Origin of the sequence: Williamsia sp. MIQD14, from assembly GCF_051025635.1 — a bacterium.
Taxonomy (GTDB): Bacteria; Actinomycetota; Actinomycetes; order Mycobacteriales; family Mycobacteriaceae; genus Williamsia_A.
The window spans coordinates 116,723-134,581 of record NZ_JBPFDG010000001.1; the positions used below are offsets into that span (position 1 = coordinate 116,723).

The window sequence follows — 17,859 nt, forward strand, 5'->3', positions numbered from 1 at the left end:
CGACGCTGGCAGTTCCCTGCCGCGTGACCTGCCGATTGCCTGTACGCCGCGGCGACGGAGTGGGGGTGGGTGACGCCACGACCCGCCGAAGTCCCCCGAACGCTCGAAGAATTCGCGATGATGAACAGCGAATGCAGATCGGTCTGGCGGAGAGGTGGTGCGCGGTGCGTCTCGTCACCTACGGTGCCGCCGCGGTCATCGGCCTCGCGGTGTTCATCGCCGTGGTCCGATTCGTCTGGCAGCGACCCCAGCGAGGTCTGCTGCTGCTCGCCGCTCTCACCCCGTTGAGCGGACTCCTCGTCATCGCGCCCGTACCCGGTGTCGCGGCCGCGTGGAAGGAGGCGCTCCTCGCGCTGACCCTCCTCTGTGCGTTCGCCCGCCGCGGTCTGCGCCGCACCTCACCACCGCTGCACATCCCCTACTGGCCCGCGATCGTCGTGTTCGTCGGCTTCGGCCTCGTCTCGGCGCTGGTGGTCTACGGGCCGATCGGGCTGGTGGGCGCCAAGGTCACGTTCTTCTACCTGCTGGTCCTGGTGGTGCTGTGGTGGGCACCGTTCGATGCCCGCGACCGCGACCACCTCGTCACCGTCGTGATGGTGATGTGCATCGTGGCCTGCGCGGTCGGCATCGTCCAGCAGATCGTGGGACCGGCCAGGCTCGTGTCGTTCGGCTACGACTTCGGGACGCAGGTGCGCACCAGCGGCCCCCTGTTCCGCACGTTCAGCACCTTCAACCAGCCGTTCGGGTTCGGGCTCTACGTGATGGTCGGGTTGCTCGTCGGCGGCGCCGTGGCCCTGGCCGAACCCCGTCGCCGCCGCAACCGGATCTTCCTCTGGCTCGCCCCGGTGATGGCGGTGGTGATGGCCACCTCCGTCGTCCGCGCGGCGATCCTCGGCCTTCTCGTCGGGATCGTCTGGCTCGCCGTGATCCGTTTCCGCTTTCTGTTCGCTCCCCTCGGGGCGCTGCTGGTCGTGGCGGTCGCGGCGTTCCCCTTCCTCCCGTCGTCGACGACGTCGGTGTTCTTCTCCTCCAGCAGCCTCGGTCAACGCGGGGCCGGGTGGAGCGACATCATCTCGAGCATCCTGGTGCACCCGCTGGGCCGCGGCCTGGGCTCGAGCGGTGCTGCCGCCGACCGGATCTCGACGGCTCAGGGTCAGTCACCGCAGACGGTCACGGCGTCGGGGGGCGGGCTCGTGCAGTCCACGTCGGCGAACTATCAGCCCGACAACTACTACATCAAGACGTTGCTCGAACTGGGACCGATCGGGCTGTGGGCCTTTCTGGCCGTGGTCGTCACCGCACTGGTGTGGTGCGTGCAGTCCGCACGCCGGCTGCCCGGCCGCGACGGCGCCCTGGCGCTGGGGGTGAGCGCGTCGATCGTGGCGGCGATGGCCGCGAGTCTCGTCGCGACCTACTTCGAGATCTTTCCGCTCGACCTTCATTTTTGGCTTCTCCTGGGAGTGGTGGGATGCGCAACGGCACAGCAGAATTCACGTTCGGTGCGCTCGCACTCCGACCCGGCGGAAGTGGAGTACAGACCTACATCCGCGAGCTCCTGAGGCACATGCCCGACCTCCTCGCACCGACACCGACCTCGGCGGTCGTCCAGGCCGATGCGGTGGCCGAACTGCCCGAGGCGATGACGGCGCTCACGCGTCCGGTGTCCGACGGTGCCCGCCGTGCGGTGTACGGCGCCGCACCGCTGCGGGCGTCGGTGTTCCACGGCCTCGACGTCGACCTGCCGATCGCCGGACCGACGACGACCGTCGCGACGGTGCACGACCTGTCGGTCATCGACATGCCGTCGGCGTCGAGCCGGTTCCGGGCCGCCGGCGAGAACGTCCTCGTCCGCCGATCCCTCCGCAAGGCCGACGTCCTGATCGCGGTGTCGGCGTTCACCGCCGAGCGCATCCGCGCCGTCACGGGCCGCGAGGCGCATGTGGTGGAACTCGCCCCCGCCGGCTGGGCGCGCCCGCCGTCGCAGACCGACATCGAGCGCGTTCGTACGATGCATCGGCTGCCCGAGCGGTTCGTCCTTCAGGTGGGCACGGTCGAGCCGCGCAAGAACGTGGCCCTCGTCGCCGCGGCGGCCGCCGAACTGGGCATCCCCTGCGTCCTCGCGGGCGCCGGGTCGACCGGTCCCGACGCCCCCGCCTCGGCGGTCGGGCTCGGCTACGTCGACGTCGCCGACCTACCGGCGCTGTACGCCGCGGCGACGGTCACCGCCTACGCCTCGTACTACGAGGGGTACGGCCTGCCGCCGGTGGAGGCCATGGCCTGCGGTGGCGCCGTCGTCGCGAGTGCGGTCGGTGCGCTGCCCGAGGTGGTCGGTGACGGCGCGCGACTGGTGGCCGCCGACGACGTCGCCGACTGGGTGACCGCCATGGCGCCACTCGTGCACGACCCCTCGGCCCGCGCCGAGCTCAGCCGCGCCGCGGTCGCGGTGATGGAGACGGTGACATGGGAGCGCACCGCCCGCGCGACGGTGGACGTCTACCGGCGCGAGGGGATCTCGCCGTGAGGACGGGACCGCGGTGAGCATGGAATCGGCCAACCAGGTCGCGACCCCGCCGCCCGATCCGCGCGCCGTCGCACCCGAGCCGACCGGCCCCGGTTCGGCGCAGGGCGCGGCCTCGGATGGCCGGGCCGCGGCGAAGGCGACGGGCGCGATGCTCGCCAGCCGCGTCGTGATCGCCGCCCTGGGATGGACCGGCAGCGTGATCATCGCGCGCATCCTCTCCCCGGAGGCGTGGGGTCACTACACGTTCGTGTTCGCATTGCTCGGGCTCATGGCGATCTTCACCGACCTCGGGGTCGGTCGCGCGGTGATGGCCAGGCTCATCGTCGACGACCCCGAGGAGGTGAGGCGCACCGCGTCGGCGTTCATCGCGCTGCGTCTCCTGCTCGGCCTCGGCGGCTACGTGATCGCCCTGATCTACGTCGTGGCGCTGGGCTACCCGGGTGAGGTCATCCGGGCCACGGCGATCGCGGGTCTGGTCGTGGTCGTCGCGACCCCCGGCCATGCGTTGACCGTCGTGTTCCAGAGCCGCCACCGACTGCTGCTGTCGGCCATGGCCGAGAGCCTCGGGCAGACGGTGCAACTCGCGCTCACCATCGCCGCCGCCCTGTTCGCGCCCTACCTGCTGATCTTCGTGCTGGCCCCGGTCGTGAACGAGGTCCTCGCCCTGGTGATCAAGGCTGTCGGGATCAGTCGACGCGACGGCGGGCTCCGACCGTCGCGACACATCGAGGTCGCGCGGTGGCGGCCGATGCTTCTCGACGCCGCACCGCTGGCCATCGGTTTCGCCCTCACCGTGGCCCTGCAGAAGGTCGACATGCTCCTGCTCAGCATCCTCGACACCTTCGACGCGGTCGGCGTCTACGGAATCGGCTACAAGTTCTCCGACATCCTCGACACGTTCGTCCTCGCCGCGGCGGGACCGGTCGCGACGTTGCTGGTGGCGGCGTGGCCGCACGAGCCGGGTGTGTTCCGACGGCGGTGTCGTGGGGCGGCCGCGGCGTTCGGCGCCGGTGGCGCGATCGCGGTGGCGGCGTTCTGGCCGTCGGCGCCCCAGGTGATCGGCCTGCTGTACGGCGACCGGTTCGTGGTCGGCGCGTTCGCCGCCCGCATGCTCGTCCTCGGGGCCTGCTTCACCGCGCTCATCGTGCTCGGGATCTACCTGCTGGCCTCGGCGGGACACGCCCGCAGCTATCCGCTCGTAGCTCTGGGCGGCCTGGTCCTCAACGTGGTGATGAACCTAATCCTCATCCCGCGGATGTCCTACGACGGTGCCGCGATCGCCACCGTCGCGACGCTGGGGTCGATCCTCGTGGTGCTGTGGATAGTCATCGTGCGGACGCTGCCCATCGTCGGGCTCTTCCCGCTCGGCACGGTGGCCACGCTCGCGGCGGTGACCGCCGTCGCGTGTGTGGTCGGCACGCCCGCCGCCCGGATCATCCCGTGGCCGGTGGTGTCGGTGTCGGCGGCCCTCGTCGTCGCCCTGGTCGCCCTGCCGCTGGTGCGCGGATCGGCGCGAGCCCCCGGCCGACACACGAAGGTGCAGGCGATGACGTCATGACCGAGCCCGTCGCGACTCCCCCGAGGGGACCGATCGTCTTCGTCGCCCACTCCGGGCAGGTGTCGGGCGCCGAGAAGGTGATGCTCGACCTCGTACGGGCGGCACTGGCCGACGGACATGCCGTGACCGTCGCGTGCCCGGCGGGTCCGCTCGTCGATCGCCTCCCACCGGCGGTCGACCACCTGGTCATCGACCACCTCGGACTCACCGGCGAGAGCGGCGTTGCACGCATCGTCGGCGGTACGCAGCTCATCGCCCGCTGGTTCCGGACCGGCCGGCGTCTGCGCACGGTCGCCGCGTCCCCCGGGGTGTCCGTCGTGGTCAACTCGCTCAACGCGTTGCCGGCGGTGCGGCTGGCCGCCGGGACGCGCGGGATGTCGTGGCTGGTCCACGACACCGTCATCACCGGCCGCCAGCGCGCCGTGATCCGCCTCTCCCGCACCGGGATTCGCCGCGCGGTCGCGGTCTCCGACGCGACCGCCGCACCGTTGCGGGCACTGCGGGTCCCGGTGGACGTCCGGCACAACGGTGTGGCCTGGCCCGTCGACGCCCTGCCCGACACCCTGCACACCCCGCCGGTGGTGGGGATGCTGGCGCTTCTCACGCCGTGGAAGGGCCACCGCGTGGTGCTCGACGCCGTCGCCGACCTGCCCGGGGTGCGGGTCGAGTTCGCCGGGGGTCACTTCCCCGGCGACGTCGACCACGTCGCCGCGCTGCGGGCGCGTGCCGCGCAGCCCGATCTCGACGGCCGTGTGCAGTTCCTCGGCCACCTCGACCTGTGCGAGGCGCTGCGACGGTTCGACATCGTCGTCTCGGCGAGCGTCGAACCCGAGGCCGGGCCGTTGTCGGTCCTCGAGGCGATGGCCTACGGCCGACCGGTGATCGGGACCGATCACGGCGGCACCACAGAGTTCCTCGCCGGCGGGGCCGGGGTACTCGTCCCGCCCGGTGACCCCGCGGCGCTCGCCGACGCCCTCCGGCGGGTCCTGTCCGACGCGGCGCTGCGGGCCCGAATGGTGGACGACGCCCGTCGCCGCGTCGCCGAGCGGCACGACCTGTCGGTGACCCTGCCCGCCATGCTCGCCGATCTGCTCAGATGAGGGGCCGGCCATCGTTATGATTGGCAAACATTTGATTCGTGATCGTGCACTGCGCGTCCGGCGTGAAGGAGTTCATCGGTGACCGTCGAGTCCGCGACGACACATCGCGACGCACCACCACCGATCGACCTCGCCGGACACTTCCGTGACCTGGCGCGGGTCCTGCTGCCGGCACTGGTCATCGGTGCCCTCGTCGGCGCCGCGGTGTTCGTCGGACGGTCGACCCTGGTCGACAAGGAGTACTCGGCGTCGGTCGTCACGCAGATCACCACCTCCGGGGAGATCGTCGCCGGGGACGCGTTCGTGGAGCAGTTGCGGGCCCCGTTCGAGGAGCTGGCGAGTGACGACGGGGTCCTGACCCAGGCGCTCACCCGCGTCGACACCGGCTGGGACACCGGGACCCTGCGCAGCCACCTCACACTCACCCCCGGCACATCGCCCGCGTTGTTGACCTTCGCGGTCACCGCGGGCAGCCCCCGCACGGCCCAGCAGGTGGCCCAGGCCGTGGTCGCCGCCGTCGCGCAGGCCAGCCAGGACAACGCCGCGCGCGACGTGTCGCGGCGGGTCGAGGCGATAGACACCTCCATCGACACCGAACAGGCCCGCAACTCGCGTCTGCCCGCCGGCAGCAGCGCCCGCACCGCCTCCGACGTCCGGCTCGCCGAACTACGTGCCCAACGCGATCAGGTCGCCGCCGCGGGCGGCAACCAGCTCACGGTGCTGTCGGTGCCCAGCGCGTCGTCGTCGCCCATCTCGCCGAAACCGTTGTCGGAGGGACTGGTCGCCGCGGTGGTCGCGTTCCTCGTCGCGGCCGAACTGCTCGTACTGGCCCGCGGCCGGCTCGGTCGTACCAACAACCGCATCTGGGCCCGGCGCGTCGCCCACCGGCACGGCGCTCGTCTGCAGGTGGTGGGCGGCGGTCGGTTCGATCCGTCGAGGGTGCTCTACGGCGAACTGGCACATCGCCATCGCCGCGGTCGCTCGGCGATCATCCTGACGGGCGAACGGACCGACGTCGCGTCGGTCACGGTTCCCGCGGGTCCCGCCGAGCAGGGCGGACAGGACATCGGACACCACGATCTCCACGACGAGTGGTGGCGGACAGCCGATCTCGGCGATCTCGTGGTCGCCGTCGTGATCCTGTCCACCCGTGGTCGCGACCGTGCCGCCACCGCCGCGGCTCTCGGTCAGCTCGCCGATCTCGGGGTGACCCGATACGTCGTCCTGCAGACACGCGGACGGCGAGCGCGGGCACAGGGGTCGCGGGGCCGGAGCGCAGAGGTGACCGATGCCGACTGACGTGGCCGTCGTCCACGAACGCCTCACCGAGATCGCGGGCTCGGAACACGTCGTCGAGCAGCTCGCCCTCGAGTGGCCGCACGGCAGCGTCCACACCCCGATCGCCCGCGAGCAGGGCATCCCCCGCGACCTGCCCAACCCGCCGCACACGACGTGGCTGAACGGCCTCTACCGCGCGCTCGGCCACCGCTCGTACGCCCCGACACTGCCGTTCATGCCGATGGCGTTCCGGCACATGGATCTCCGCGGCCCGGGCGGCGAGCCCGAGGTCGTCGTCACCAGCCATCACGCCTTCGCCACCCAGGTCGTCTTCGCGACGCAGGCACCGGTCATCGCGTACGTGCACAGCCCCGCCCGATGGGCGTGGGACGCGAGCCTGCGCGCCGGCGAGGGCGGCGGCGCCGTCGGGGCGGGGATCCTCACCGCGCTGTCGGTGGTGGCGCGGCGGTGCGAGGTCGCCGCGGCGCCCCGCCTGCACACGATCGTCGCGAACTCGTCGGCCGTGGCCGAGCGCATCCACACCTGGTGGGGCCGCGACGCCGTCGTCGTGCACCCACCCGTCGACACCGAGGGCTTCACCCCCGACCCGTCGGTCGAGCGCGAGGACTTCTTCCTGCTCGCCGGACGTCTGGTGCCCTACAAACGCCCCGACATCGCCATCCGCGCGGCCGCCGCGGCCGACGTCCCGCTGGTCGTCGCCGGTGACGGGCGCGCGATGGAGGCCTGCCGCGCGATCGCCGGACCGCGCACGACGTTCCTCGGCCGGGTCCCCCACTCCCAGCTCCTCGACCTGCACCGTCGCACCCGCGCACTGCTCATGCCCGGCATCGAGGATTTCGGCATCGTGCCGGTGGAGTCGATGGCGACGGGCACCCCGGTCATCGCGCTCGGGGAGGGCGGAGCCCTCGACTCGGTGCGGCCGGGCGAGACGGGACTGCTGATCGACCCCGGCACCGACGATGAGATCGTCGCCCGCTTCGCCGAGGCGATGCGCGGGTTCGACCCCGCGGCGTTCGACCGCGACGCCGTCCGACGGTGGGCCGAGGGGTTCTCCCGCGCGGAGTTCCGGCGCCGGATGCGCGAGGTCGTCGATGGCGCGGTCTGAGGGATCCGGGAGGCCGGGTGAGGGATCCGGGGCGCGGCCCGACCGCCGTGCCGTCCGCTCCGACAGCGAGATCGGCGAACACCGGCCGAGTGCCCTCGACCGTGCTCTCGCGAACTCCCGCAACATCGCGGTCTTCGGGCCGCTCCCCGGGCTCGACCGGGATCTGCTGACGGTCCGCCTGCGGTCGGTCGCCGCGCAGGTGCCGCGTCTGCGACTCGACCCCTTCGCCCCGGACGGGGTGTGGGCGCGACGGACCGACACGCTGGCGGTCGAGGACCTCGCGACACCGGCGTCCCCGCGCGACCTGCCCGACACCCCCGGCGGACACCTCGGTGTGATCGCCACCCATGTGCGACACCAGGATCCGGTGCCGTTGCGCGTCGCCGTCTGCGACGACCACCTCGTCGTCGACCACTCCCACGGGCTCGGCGACGGGCGGCTGGCGCCCGCGCTGCAGGCGGTTCTGCTCGACTCCGCCCCACCCGCCGTGCACGCCGCGCTCGCCCACGACGCACCCGCCGGTTCGGTCCGCCGTGCGCTCGCCGATCAGATCCTGCGACATCCGCGGCGACTCGCGGAGGTCCGACGACTGCGCGCCGACAATGCCCGCACCGACATCGTCGCCGAACCTGCCGACATCGACCCCCGACAGGTCCGTACCGTGTCGGCGACCATGCCGCCCGACGGCGTCGCGGCGCTGCGGGAGCGGGTGTCGGCGACCGACGGTGCCTCGGATGCGTCGGCGACGGTCGCGATGTGGGTGTCGGCGCTGCGCCGCGCGGGTGTCGCCAGCGACGACGTGGTGCAGGTCCTCGTGGACTGCCGTCGCTATCTGCGTCGCGACGACGCCGGCATGGGCAACCTCGCCATCGCGCTCCCCATCCGGATGCCCGCACCGGTGACGGCGGCGTCGGTCCGACAGCGCGTCCGGTCGGCCACCGAATCCGCCTGGCCGCTCGCCGTCCTCGGCGTCAACGCCACGAAGGCACGGCTGCACCGCGGCACCCCCGACCCCGGTGCCGACACGGCGGCGGCGGTCCGCACGTCGTCGCGGATCCGGTTGTCGGTCAGCGACATCGGCCGGATCCCCCTCTACGACGGCGTCCTGCCCGGTCTGTCGGGGCCGCTCCCGCAACTCGGCGCCGGCATCGATCCCGACGGCCCCGAGGCGCTCACGTTGCTCGTCAGCGAGGTCGGGGGCGCACGCACCCTCTCGGCCACCTTCCACGCCGACGTCCTCGCGCCCGCCGCCGTCCACGCCGCCCTCGTCGACATGTGTCGTGACCCCGTCGCCGCCCTCGAGGGTTCGGGGTCGTGACACCTCTCCGTCCCGGGCGGACGCGGGGCCGTGAGACACACCCGCAGGTCATCCGCGGTTCGCTATCGTGAACCCCATGTCCGACACACCGTCCGCTGTCGATCCCGTGGTCACCGCGGTCCTCACGCGCGCCGCCCGGTCCGCCGGCGAGGATCTCGACGTCTACATCGGGCGTGCGCTCGCGACACGACTCGCCGCCGACCTTCTCGGGTCCGACGATCCCGAGTTGACCGCCGCCATCACCTCGCTGCGCCGGAACGGGTTGCACGGGCCCGCGGCGGGCACGCCTGCAGACGCGGTCATCGAAGACCCCGAACGCCTTCGGGTGCTGTTCGGGACCGGTCTCATGGACACCCAGCCGGGCGTCGCCTACGACCGCATCGCGGCCATGGCCGTGGACGCGCTCGACGTCCCCAGCGCGGGCGTCTCGCTCGTCTCCGACGAGAAGCAGTGGTTCTGCAGTGCGGCCGGTCTCACCGGCGATCTCGCCGAGACCAGGACCGTGTCGCTGGACCGCTCGCTGTGCCAGGTCGCGGTCTCGTCGGGCGAGCCGCTCATCCTCGAGGACGCCCGCCTGCATCCCACCCTCGCCGATCACCCGATCGTCGCCGACGGCACCGTCATCGCCTACGCGGGCATCCCCCTCACCGATGCCGCCGGGAACGCGATCGGGACGCTGTGCGCCTGGGACGACAAGCCGAAGCAGTGGACCACCGGCCACATCCAGATCCTCGAGGATCTCGCGGCGATCGTGCGGGAGCGGATCTTCGGTGAGAACGTTCTCGACTGATCCCCTCACCGGATCTCTTGGTATTCAAGAAACCGAATACAAGTATCACTAAACTGAATTGCATGTCCGGAACCGGGAACTGAGCCACCCGCATGGCTCTGCAGACCGCCGACGTCACCTCGGTGACCTCGGCCTCGCCGCCGGCACGCGACGCCGGCTCCGGCTTCCTCCGCCAGATCCGCAGGGATCCGGGGCACTCGATCGTCACGGTCGTCATCGACGTCCTCGCCGCCTCGGCCGCCGTCGCCGTCGGGTCGCTCTGGGCCGACGCCACCCAGGACGTGCATCCGCCACTGTGGTCCCTGTGGCTGTTCGTCCCGACGGTCGTCATGACGTTCGCGCTGCAGCAGATGTACCGCAAACAGCTGCGCCGCAACTTCCTCGACGAACTCCCCCGCGTGCAGACCACCCTGGCCGTCGCCTCGGTCCTCACCCTCGGCTTCATCGTCACGTTCCTCACCCAGGCGTCCCAGACCGGCGTCACGACGACGAAGGTGTGGGCCTGCGCCGTCGTCCTCGTCACCGGCGGTCGGTTCGCACGAGTCGTGATCCAGCGCAACCTGCGCACCCGACACGGATCCCTCGCGCCGACACTCCTCATCGGCGACGGGCCGATCGCACACCAGCTGATCAATCGCATGCGCGACATGCCCGAGTACGGCTTACGGCCGGTGGGCATCCTCGCCGCGACACCGCTGCGGCTCGCCGGTGACGTCGCGACGGGTGACCCCGACTCGACCGACGTGCCCCGGCTCGGCCCGCCGCAGGCCATCGCCGACGCGATCGCGGCGACACACGCCGAGGAGGTCGTCGTCGCGGCCGAGGACATGGACGACGACGAGCTCGCCCGTGTCGTCCGCGCGGCACACCGGCGCGGCATCCGGGCGTGGGTGTTGCCCCGGGCGCACGACGCGGTCGGGGCACGGGCACGCGTCGATCACCTCGGCGGCGTGCCTCTGCTGATCCTGCCGCGCGTCAACCCGCGCAGCTGGCAGTTCGCGGTGAAGCACAGCGTCGACCGCCTGGCCGCCTCCCTCGGTCTGCTCCTCATCTCCCCCCTGTTCCTCACCCTGATGCTGCTGGTCCGGTTGAGCTCACCCGGCCCGATCTTCTTCTCGCAGCAGCGCGTCGGGCGCAACGGCAAGGTGTTCGGCTGTCTCAAGTTCCGGTCGATGCGCCCCCCGACCGAGGCCGACAAGACCTTCGAGCTGACGGCCGGCGCCGCACCGGGCGGCGTCGAGGGCGTCGATCGACGGACCAAGATCGGGAAGATCATGCGGTCGACCTCGATGGACGAACTGCCCCAGCTGATCAACGTGGTCCGCGGGGACATGAGCCTCGTCGGTCCCCGTCCCGAACGCCCCGAGTTCGTCGAGCTGTTCGACATGCAGATCCGCCGCTATGGCGAACGCCACCGCGTGAAGGCCGGCGTCACCGGGTGGGCGCAGGTGCACGGCCTGCGGGGCCAGACCTCCATCGCCGATCGCGCCGAATGGGACAACTACTACATCGAGAACTGGTCGGTGCTGCTCGACCTCAAGATCCTCGCGCTGACCGTGTTGACCTTCCTGCATCGCGCGGAATGACCTCGCCGGGCGGGACCGGGCCCGACGCCGACGTCGGCGAGCGGTCGCATCCCGCCCCGTAGGCTCGGGAATCGTGAGTGTGCGCGCAGGAATCGTGGTGACCGGTACCGAGGTGCTGACCGGGCGGGTGGCCGACGCGAACGGTCCATGGCTGGCCGGGAGGTTGGGTGACGCGGGCATCGAGTTGGCCCACATCACCGTCTGCGGCGACCGACCAGCCGACATGGAGGCGCAGCTGCGGTTCCTCGCCGACGACGGTGTCGACCTGATCCTCACCAGCGGCGGACTCGGTCCCACCGCCGACGACCTGACCGTCGAGATCGTCGCGCGCTTCACCGGACGCGACCTCGTCCTCGACACCGCGCTCGAGGAGACCATCACCGCCATCGTGAACCGCTGGATGGCGGCGCGGGGCGACGCGAGCGGACTCGACTCCGTCGCCGCGGCGACCCGCAAGCAGGCGATGATCCCCGACGGTGCGCAGTGGGTCACCCCGACGGGCACCGCCCCCGGTGTCGTCGTCGCCGGCACCGACACCACCCCGACCGTGGTGGTCCTGCCGGGTCCGCCGCCGGAGCTGCAGGCGATGTGGCCGGCGATCGTCGAGGTCCCCGCCGTGGCCGCGATCCTGGCCTCGGCGCCACGGCAACGCCAGGAGACCGTCCGCATGATCGGCGTCCCCGAGTCCGAGCTCGCCGTCACCCTGCGGACCGCCGAGACGTCCATCGACGGCTTCGACCGCCTCGAGATCACCACGTGCCTGCGCCGCGCCGAACTCGAGATCGTCACCCGCATCGACGCCGGCGCCGACGATGCCTACGCCGCACTCCTCGATCTGATGCGGGCCGAACACGGCGGGCAGATCTTCTCCGTCGACGGCTCGACGGTCGACGACCAGGTCGCCGACCTGCTCTCGGGCCGACTCATCGCGACCGCCGAGTCGTGCACCGCGGGACTGGTCGCCGGGCGACTCACCGACCGGGCCGGATCGTCGGCGTATGTGGTCGGTGGCGCCGTCGCCTACTCCAACGAGATCAAGACCGAGGTCCTCGGCGTCGACGCCGACCTCATCGCCGCACACGGCGCCGTGTCCGAAGAGGTCGCCGCGGCCATGGCGACAGGAGCGCTTCGGCGGTTCGGGGCCGACACCGCGATCTCGACGACCGGTATCGCCGGGCCCGGGGGCGGTACACCCGAGAAGCCGGTCGGCACCGTGTGTTTCGGTATCGCGCTCGGTGACGGCACCGTGGTGACGCGCACCCTCGTGCTCCCCGGGTCAAGGGCCGACGTCCGCGACCGCTCGACCAGCGTGGCGCTCCACCTCCTCCGACAGGTCCTCACCGGCGCACGGCCCTGATCAGCCGCGACGGGCGGATGGTTAGTATTGCCTTACCACCGAACAGGGAAGGCGCACACATGCAGATCCGGAGACTCGCCATCGGAGCCGTCATCGCCGGAGTGGTGGTGACCGGTGCGACCGCATGCGGCAGCGACGACTCGACGAGCACCGCGGCGAGCAGCGTGGCCGCCGGCGCATCGTCGACCGACACGGCATCGAGTTCGACCGCCCAGGCGCCGGCCGATCTGGACGCGGCCGCCGCGCAGCAGATCCTGCGCACCGTCGTCGACCCGGCCAGCTCACCCGAACAGGTTGCCGGACTGGTCGATTCGACCGACCCGACCATCGGCCAGAAGCTCAACGGATTCGCCAAGGGCGCCAGCGCAGGCGGGTACACCCCCGGCGTGTTCTCGGTGACCTCGGTCGCCGCCGACGGCACCGACGCCGCGACCGCGAAGGTCGCCGTGGCCAGCCCGCACACCCCCGCACCGGTCAGCATCGACTACGGCTACACCAAGAGCGGTGGCACGTGGAAGCTGTCGTCGAGTGCGGTCACCGCTCTGCTCGGCATGGCGAGCGGACCACGCTGACGCCGCTGTCGGCGCGCGTCGTCGCGCCGATCCTCGCGCTGGCGGTCGTCGTCGCGACGGCCGTCGGGGCGTGCTCCACCGCACCACTCGACGTCGGGTCCTCGGGCGCGTCGCCGTCGTCGGTGTCGCTCCCCGACGGTCCGCGCACCGCGCGGCTCCCGTCCGCCGATCCGATACCGGTGTCGACCACCGCGGCACCACAGCTGCCGGTGACGGTGACCACCGCCGACAACCGGCGCGTCACGGTCACCGACGTCAGCAGGATCGTCGCCCTCGACCGCTACGGGACGTACGGCACGGCGGTGTTCGCGCTGGGGCTCGGCCGCAACCTCGTCGGACGCGACATCGCGACCAAGTTCCCTGCCGCCGCATCGATCCCGGTGGTGACCACCGGCGGTACCGACGCGAACGCCGAGGCGATCATCGCCCTCCGACCGACGGTGGTCCTGACCGACGCCTCGTTGCCGTCGGCGAACGTGCTCAGCGGTCAGCTCTCCGCCGCAGGCATCCCCGTGGTCACCGGCACCCCTGAACGCACGGTCGCCGGGACCGACGCACAACTGCGGTCGATCGCCACCGCACTGGGGGTCCCCGCGGCCGGTGACGCCCTCGCCGCCCGCACCGACGCGCAGATCGCGGCCGCCCGCGCCCTGGTCCCCCGCGACGCCGACCGGCCACGGATCGCTTTCGTCTATGCCCGCGGCACCGGCCTGCTCATCCTCGGCGGCCCCGGCTCGGGTGCGGACTCCCTCATCGACACCGTCGGCGGTGAGGACGCGGGCACCGCGGCCGGCCTCACCGACGCGTTCACCTCACTCACCTCCGAGGGGCTCATCAAGTCCCGGCCCGATGTCCTGCTGATGATGACCGACGGCCTGGCGTCGGTCGGTGGCGTCGACGGGCTCGAGAAGATCCCCGGCGTCAGCGAGACACCGGCGGGGCGTGACCGACGCATCGTCGACATGGACGACGGTGAGCTGTTGTCGTTCGGGGCGCGCACCGGCGATGTCGCCGTGGCGCTCGCTCGCACCCTCTACGGGCGCTCGTGAGTCCCGCTCTCGCCGAACGGCTTCGCACGGTCCGCGGCGGGAAACGCGTGCCGACACTGCGCCGGGTACCGCTCGCCGTCGTCGCACCGGTGGGTCTGGTGGTCCTCGCGGTCGCCGTGGTCGTCGCCGCGGGTATCGGACAGAACCACATCCCGCCGCTGCAGGTGCTCGGCTCACTGCTGCACCACCTGCACCTCGCGATCGGCCCGCTACCCGACCAGGTCGGCGAGAACACCCTGTGGAACGTCCGACTGCCGCGGGTGGTGTTGGCGCTGCTCGTCGGCGCCGCTCTCGGATGCGCGGGCGCGGTGCTGCAGGGTGTGTTCGCCAACCCCCTCGCCGAACCCGGGGTGATCGGGGTGTCGTCGGGTGCTGCCGCCGGCGCGTCGGGGGTGATCGCCGTGGGCGGGCTCGGTGTCGCCGGTTACGCGGTCGCCGGTGGCGCGTTCGCCGCCGGACTCGCCACCACCGGGATCGTCTACCTGTTGTCGCGATCGGCGGGGCGTACCGAGGTCGTCACGCTGGTGCTGACGGGTATCGCGGTCAACGCCTTTGCCGGCGGGTTGATCGCGTTCTTCACGTTCAGCGCCAGCCCGACAGCACGCGACCAGATCGTGTTCTGGCAGTTGGGCAGTCTCAATCGGGCGACGTGGGATCAGGTGTACCTGGTGGTCGGACTCGTCGTGGTCGGCATCGCTGCGTCGCTGACGATCGCCCGCCGGATGGACCTGCTGGCGCTGGGCGAGTACTCCGCGCGTCACCTCGGCGTCGATGTCGAGGGGCTGCGACGTGTGGCCGTCGTCATCGTCGCCGTGCTCACGGCCGCCGCGGTGTCGTTCTGCGGCATCATCCTGTTCGTCGGTCTCGTGATCCCGCACCTGATGCGCATCGTCGTCGGCCCCGCGCATCGGGTGCTGGTGCCCGCGAGCGCCCTGGCCGGTGCGATCCTGCTGGTCCTCGCCGATCTCGCCGCCCGCACACTCGTCGACTACGCCGATCTCCCGATCGGCATGCTGACGGCCCTCGTCGGCGGTCCGGTGTTCCTCCTGCTGTTGCGCCGCACCCGTTCCCGTCAGGGCGGATGGGCATGACGGTCGCACCGCTGATCGGTGCGGAGTCGGTGTCGGTCAGCCGATCCGGCCGGCCGGTCCTGCACCACGTGGATCTGACGGTCGACGCCGGCGAGGTGCTGTGCATCGTCGGTCCGAACGGCGCGGGCAAGTCGACGCTGCTCTCGGCGCTGGCCGGGTCGGTGGCGCTCGACGCGGGACGCATTGTGCTGCAGGGTGACCCGATCGCGCGCCTGTCGACCCTCGAGCAGGCCCGTCGGCGCGCCGTGCTCCCGCAGGACCACGTGGTGGGAGGAACGTTCAGCTGCCGAGAGGTCGTGCAGATGGCACGACATCCGTGGAACCGCACCCCCGCCAACGCCGACGATGAGACCGCCGTCGCCGACGCCATGACGCAGTGCGATGTCGTCGACTTCGCCGACCGCCCGTTCGCGACGCTGTCGGGCGGCGAACGTGCGCGGGTGGCACTGGCGCGGGTCCTCGCCCAGCAGACGCCGGTCCTGTTGCTGGACGAGCCGACCGCCGCGCTCGACCCGCACTTCCAGGAGACCGTCATGGCCCTGGTCACCGAGCGTGCCGCCCGCGGTGACGCCGTCGTCGCGGTCGTCCACGACCTCACGATGGCCGCGGCCTACAGCGACAGCGTGGTGGTGATCGCCGACGGTCGCGTCGTCGCGAGCGGACCGCCGCGATCCACCCTCACCGCCGAACTCCTCACCACCACATACGGTCTGCCGATGACGGTGTCGCTCATCGACGACCAGCAGGTCATCCTCCCCCACCGCCCCCAGCGCTGACCAGTCCACAGTCGCGCTGGCTGTGCTGACTGTGTGGAAACGGCCGTTGAGTGTGCTCACCGCCTTGCGTGAGCCGACGGCGAGACAACGCACACTCGACGACCGGCTTCCGCACAGTCAGCGGTAGTAGATCGCAACCAGAAGAGCGAAATACACCAGCGTTCAACACTATTCACTGAAATCAATCGCCCATCCCTCGAACATCCGTGCTAACCTGGATGTACAGAACCACCTGGGGAGGGGGCAGCGGTGAGTGATCTCTTGGCGAAATACGCTGCCCTCGAGCAACTCTTGGACCAGGTGGATGATTCCTCCTCCGACACCTACAACGAGGCGACCGTCGCCGAGGTAGCGATCCGTCACGAACGCATCACCCGGCGGATGGAGGCAATCGGTAATCGCCGCATTCTCGAGGTCTCCGACCGCGATGCGCACCGCGCCGTTGGATGCGTGACCCTCACCGAGTTCCTGCAGACGAAACTGCGCATCACACAACCGAAGAAGCGTCTCAAAGAAGTACAGGCACTCGAACCGATGCACGCGCTGACCGGCGAGAAACTCCCACCGGTATGCCCGAACACCGCACGAGAATTGGCCGCAGGTTCGATCGGCCCCGACCACGTCCACGCAGTGCTCGACGTGATGGCCAAGATCCCCACCGCGGTCGACCCTGAGCACCGGGCGTTCGCGGAGAAGACGCTGGCCGAGTTCGCCACGACGCTCACGCCGAAAGAGATCGCCGCTGCAGGGGTGCGGATCCTCGCTCACCTCGATCCCGATGGAACCCTCACCGACGACCGTGACCGAGCACGGAATCGGAAACTCAACGTCGGCTGCCAGGACAGCCAGTTGATGTCGAAGCTCACCGCGACGCTGGATCCGATCACGCGCGCCTTGTTCGATGTGGTTCTCGCGAAATGGGCGGCACCCGGCATGAACAACCCCGACGACGACCAGTCACCCAAGGGCGATCACGGCGACGCCAATGCAGAGCTGCTGAAACAAGCGGCTGACCGTGATTGCCGGTCGCAGTCCCAGCGCAATCACGATGCGCTGAAAGCCCTCCTCGACGCCGCCGTCACCGGCGGACTCCTCGGTCAGTCGCATCGCGGACTGCCGCCACAGATCATCGTCTCGATCACCGACGCCCAATTACGTGAGCACGCAGGCGTCGCACGCACCGCCACCGGGACCGACCTCCCAATCTCGGAGGTCGTGAAGCTCGCCGCAAACGCGCAGACCCATCTCGCGGTGTTCAGCGACGTCACCAACGAGCCACTCTTCTTCGGCCGGTCCCGGCGCCTCGCCTCACCCGCGCAACGGCTGATGGCGTTCGCGAAATACGGCGGCTGCAGCAAAGACAACTGCCAGGTCCCGTTCGCCCACACCGAAATGCACCACGCCGAACAGGACTGGGCGGACGGCGGACTCACCGACTCGTCGCACATGGCACCCGCATGCGGACCGCACAACCGGGCCGTCGGCAACGAACCCCACCAGTGGACCACCGAGAAGATCACCGACGGACCCGACCGCGGCCGCTACGGCTGGCGACACAACACCGACCCACCCGACGCCCTCCGCGCCAACCAGCTACACCGGATCGACGAACTCCTCGAGCGGTACCGGAACCCACCTGAGGCCGTCCTTGCGTTGAGTCGGGCGTTCGACATCACCTGGCCGCGGGCTCACCTTTACCCGGCGGCCTGAGCTGTGGTGGTGTCTTACCGCCGCTGA

General features: G+C 71.0%; 15 protein-coding genes. All 15 read left to right on the forward strand.

All coding sequences use genetic code 11. The features are described 5' to 3' along the window. The first annotated feature begins 164 nt into the window (after positions 1–164). The gene (locus ACQ7HM_RS00595) at positions 165–1,559 is read left to right on the forward strand and encodes an O-antigen ligase family protein (RefSeq protein WP_434214322.1); all 1,395 of its coding nucleotides are present in this window, start codon (positions 165–167) and stop codon (positions 1,557–1,559) included. A gap of 5 nt (positions 1,560–1,564) precedes the next feature. Continuing rightward, positions 1,565–2,521, forward strand: coding sequence for a glycosyltransferase family 4 protein (locus ACQ7HM_RS00600; RefSeq protein WP_434214323.1), 957 nt, complete (start codon positions 1,565–1,567; stop codon positions 2,519–2,521). Between the two features lie 19 nt (positions 2,522–2,540). Next, positions 2,541–4,079 carry a flippase gene (locus ACQ7HM_RS00605; RefSeq protein WP_434215585.1) on the forward strand — a complete coding sequence of 513 codons (1,539 nt, stop codon included), beginning with the start codon at positions 2,541–2,543 and terminating at the stop codon, positions 4,077–4,079. Next, positions 4,076–5,179 carry a glycosyltransferase family 4 protein gene (locus ACQ7HM_RS00610; protein WP_434214324.1) on the forward strand — a complete coding sequence of 368 codons (1,104 nt, stop codon included), beginning with the start codon at positions 4,076–4,078 and terminating at the stop codon, positions 5,177–5,179. The genes ACQ7HM_RS00605 and ACQ7HM_RS00610 overlap by 4 nt, the downstream gene beginning before the upstream one ends. A gap of 78 nt (positions 5,180–5,257) precedes the next feature. After that, positions 5,258–6,478 (forward strand): hypothetical protein, encoded by a 1,221-nt coding sequence (locus ACQ7HM_RS00615; RefSeq protein WP_434214325.1) that lies wholly within the window; start codon positions 5,258–5,260, stop codon positions 6,476–6,478. Then, a complete protein-coding gene (locus ACQ7HM_RS00620) occupies positions 6,468–7,583 on the forward strand; it encodes a glycosyltransferase (RefSeq protein WP_434214326.1) in 1,116 nt (371 codons plus the stop codon). The genes ACQ7HM_RS00615 and ACQ7HM_RS00620 overlap by 11 nt, the downstream gene beginning before the upstream one ends. Continuing rightward, positions 7,570–8,901, forward strand: coding sequence for a hypothetical protein (locus ACQ7HM_RS00625; RefSeq protein WP_434214327.1), 1,332 nt, complete (start codon positions 7,570–7,572; stop codon positions 8,899–8,901). Before ACQ7HM_RS00620 ends, ACQ7HM_RS00625 begins: the two co-directional genes overlap by 14 nt. Before the next feature lie 76 nt (positions 8,902–8,977). After that, a complete protein-coding gene (locus tag ACQ7HM_RS00630; protein WP_434214328.1) occupies positions 8,978–9,691 on the forward strand; it encodes a GAF domain-containing protein in 714 nt (237 codons plus the stop codon). Between the two features lie 92 nt (positions 9,692–9,783). Further along, on the forward strand, positions 9,784–11,277 hold the full coding sequence (locus tag ACQ7HM_RS00635; RefSeq protein WP_434214329.1) for a sugar transferase: 1,494 nt from the start codon (positions 9,784–9,786) through the stop codon (positions 11,275–11,277). Positions 11,278–11,350: 73 nt separating this feature from the next. Then, on the forward strand, positions 11,351–12,634 hold the full coding sequence (locus ACQ7HM_RS00640) for a competence/damage-inducible protein A (protein WP_434214330.1): 1,284 nt from the start codon (positions 11,351–11,353) through the stop codon (positions 12,632–12,634). A 59-nt stretch (positions 12,635–12,693) separates the two neighbouring features. After that, positions 12,694–13,206: a DUF4878 domain-containing protein gene (locus tag ACQ7HM_RS00645; RefSeq protein WP_434214331.1), complete on the forward strand. Its 513-nt coding sequence runs from the start codon at positions 12,694–12,696 to the stop codon at positions 13,204–13,206. 5 nt (positions 13,207–13,211) lie between these two features. Continuing rightward, complete coding sequence (locus ACQ7HM_RS00650; RefSeq protein WP_434215586.1) at positions 13,212–14,255, forward strand: heme/hemin ABC transporter substrate-binding protein; 1,044 nt, start codon at positions 13,212–13,214, stop codon at positions 14,253–14,255. Between the two features lie 47 nt (positions 14,256–14,302). Beyond that, a complete protein-coding gene (locus ACQ7HM_RS00655; protein ID WP_434215587.1) occupies positions 14,303–15,346 on the forward strand; it encodes a FecCD family ABC transporter permease in 1,044 nt (347 codons plus the stop codon). Further along, the gene (locus ACQ7HM_RS00660; protein ID WP_434214332.1) at positions 15,343–16,122 is read left to right on the forward strand and encodes a heme ABC transporter ATP-binding protein; all 780 of its coding nucleotides are present in this window, start codon (positions 15,343–15,345) and stop codon (positions 16,120–16,122) included. The genes ACQ7HM_RS00655 and ACQ7HM_RS00660 overlap by 4 nt, the downstream gene beginning before the upstream one ends. 249 nt (positions 16,123–16,371) lie before the next feature. Continuing rightward, positions 16,372–17,832 (forward strand): DUF222 domain-containing protein, encoded by a 1,461-nt coding sequence (locus ACQ7HM_RS00665; RefSeq protein ID WP_434214333.1) that lies wholly within the window; start codon positions 16,372–16,374, stop codon positions 17,830–17,832. The last annotated feature ends 27 nt before the right edge of the window (positions 17,833–17,859 follow it).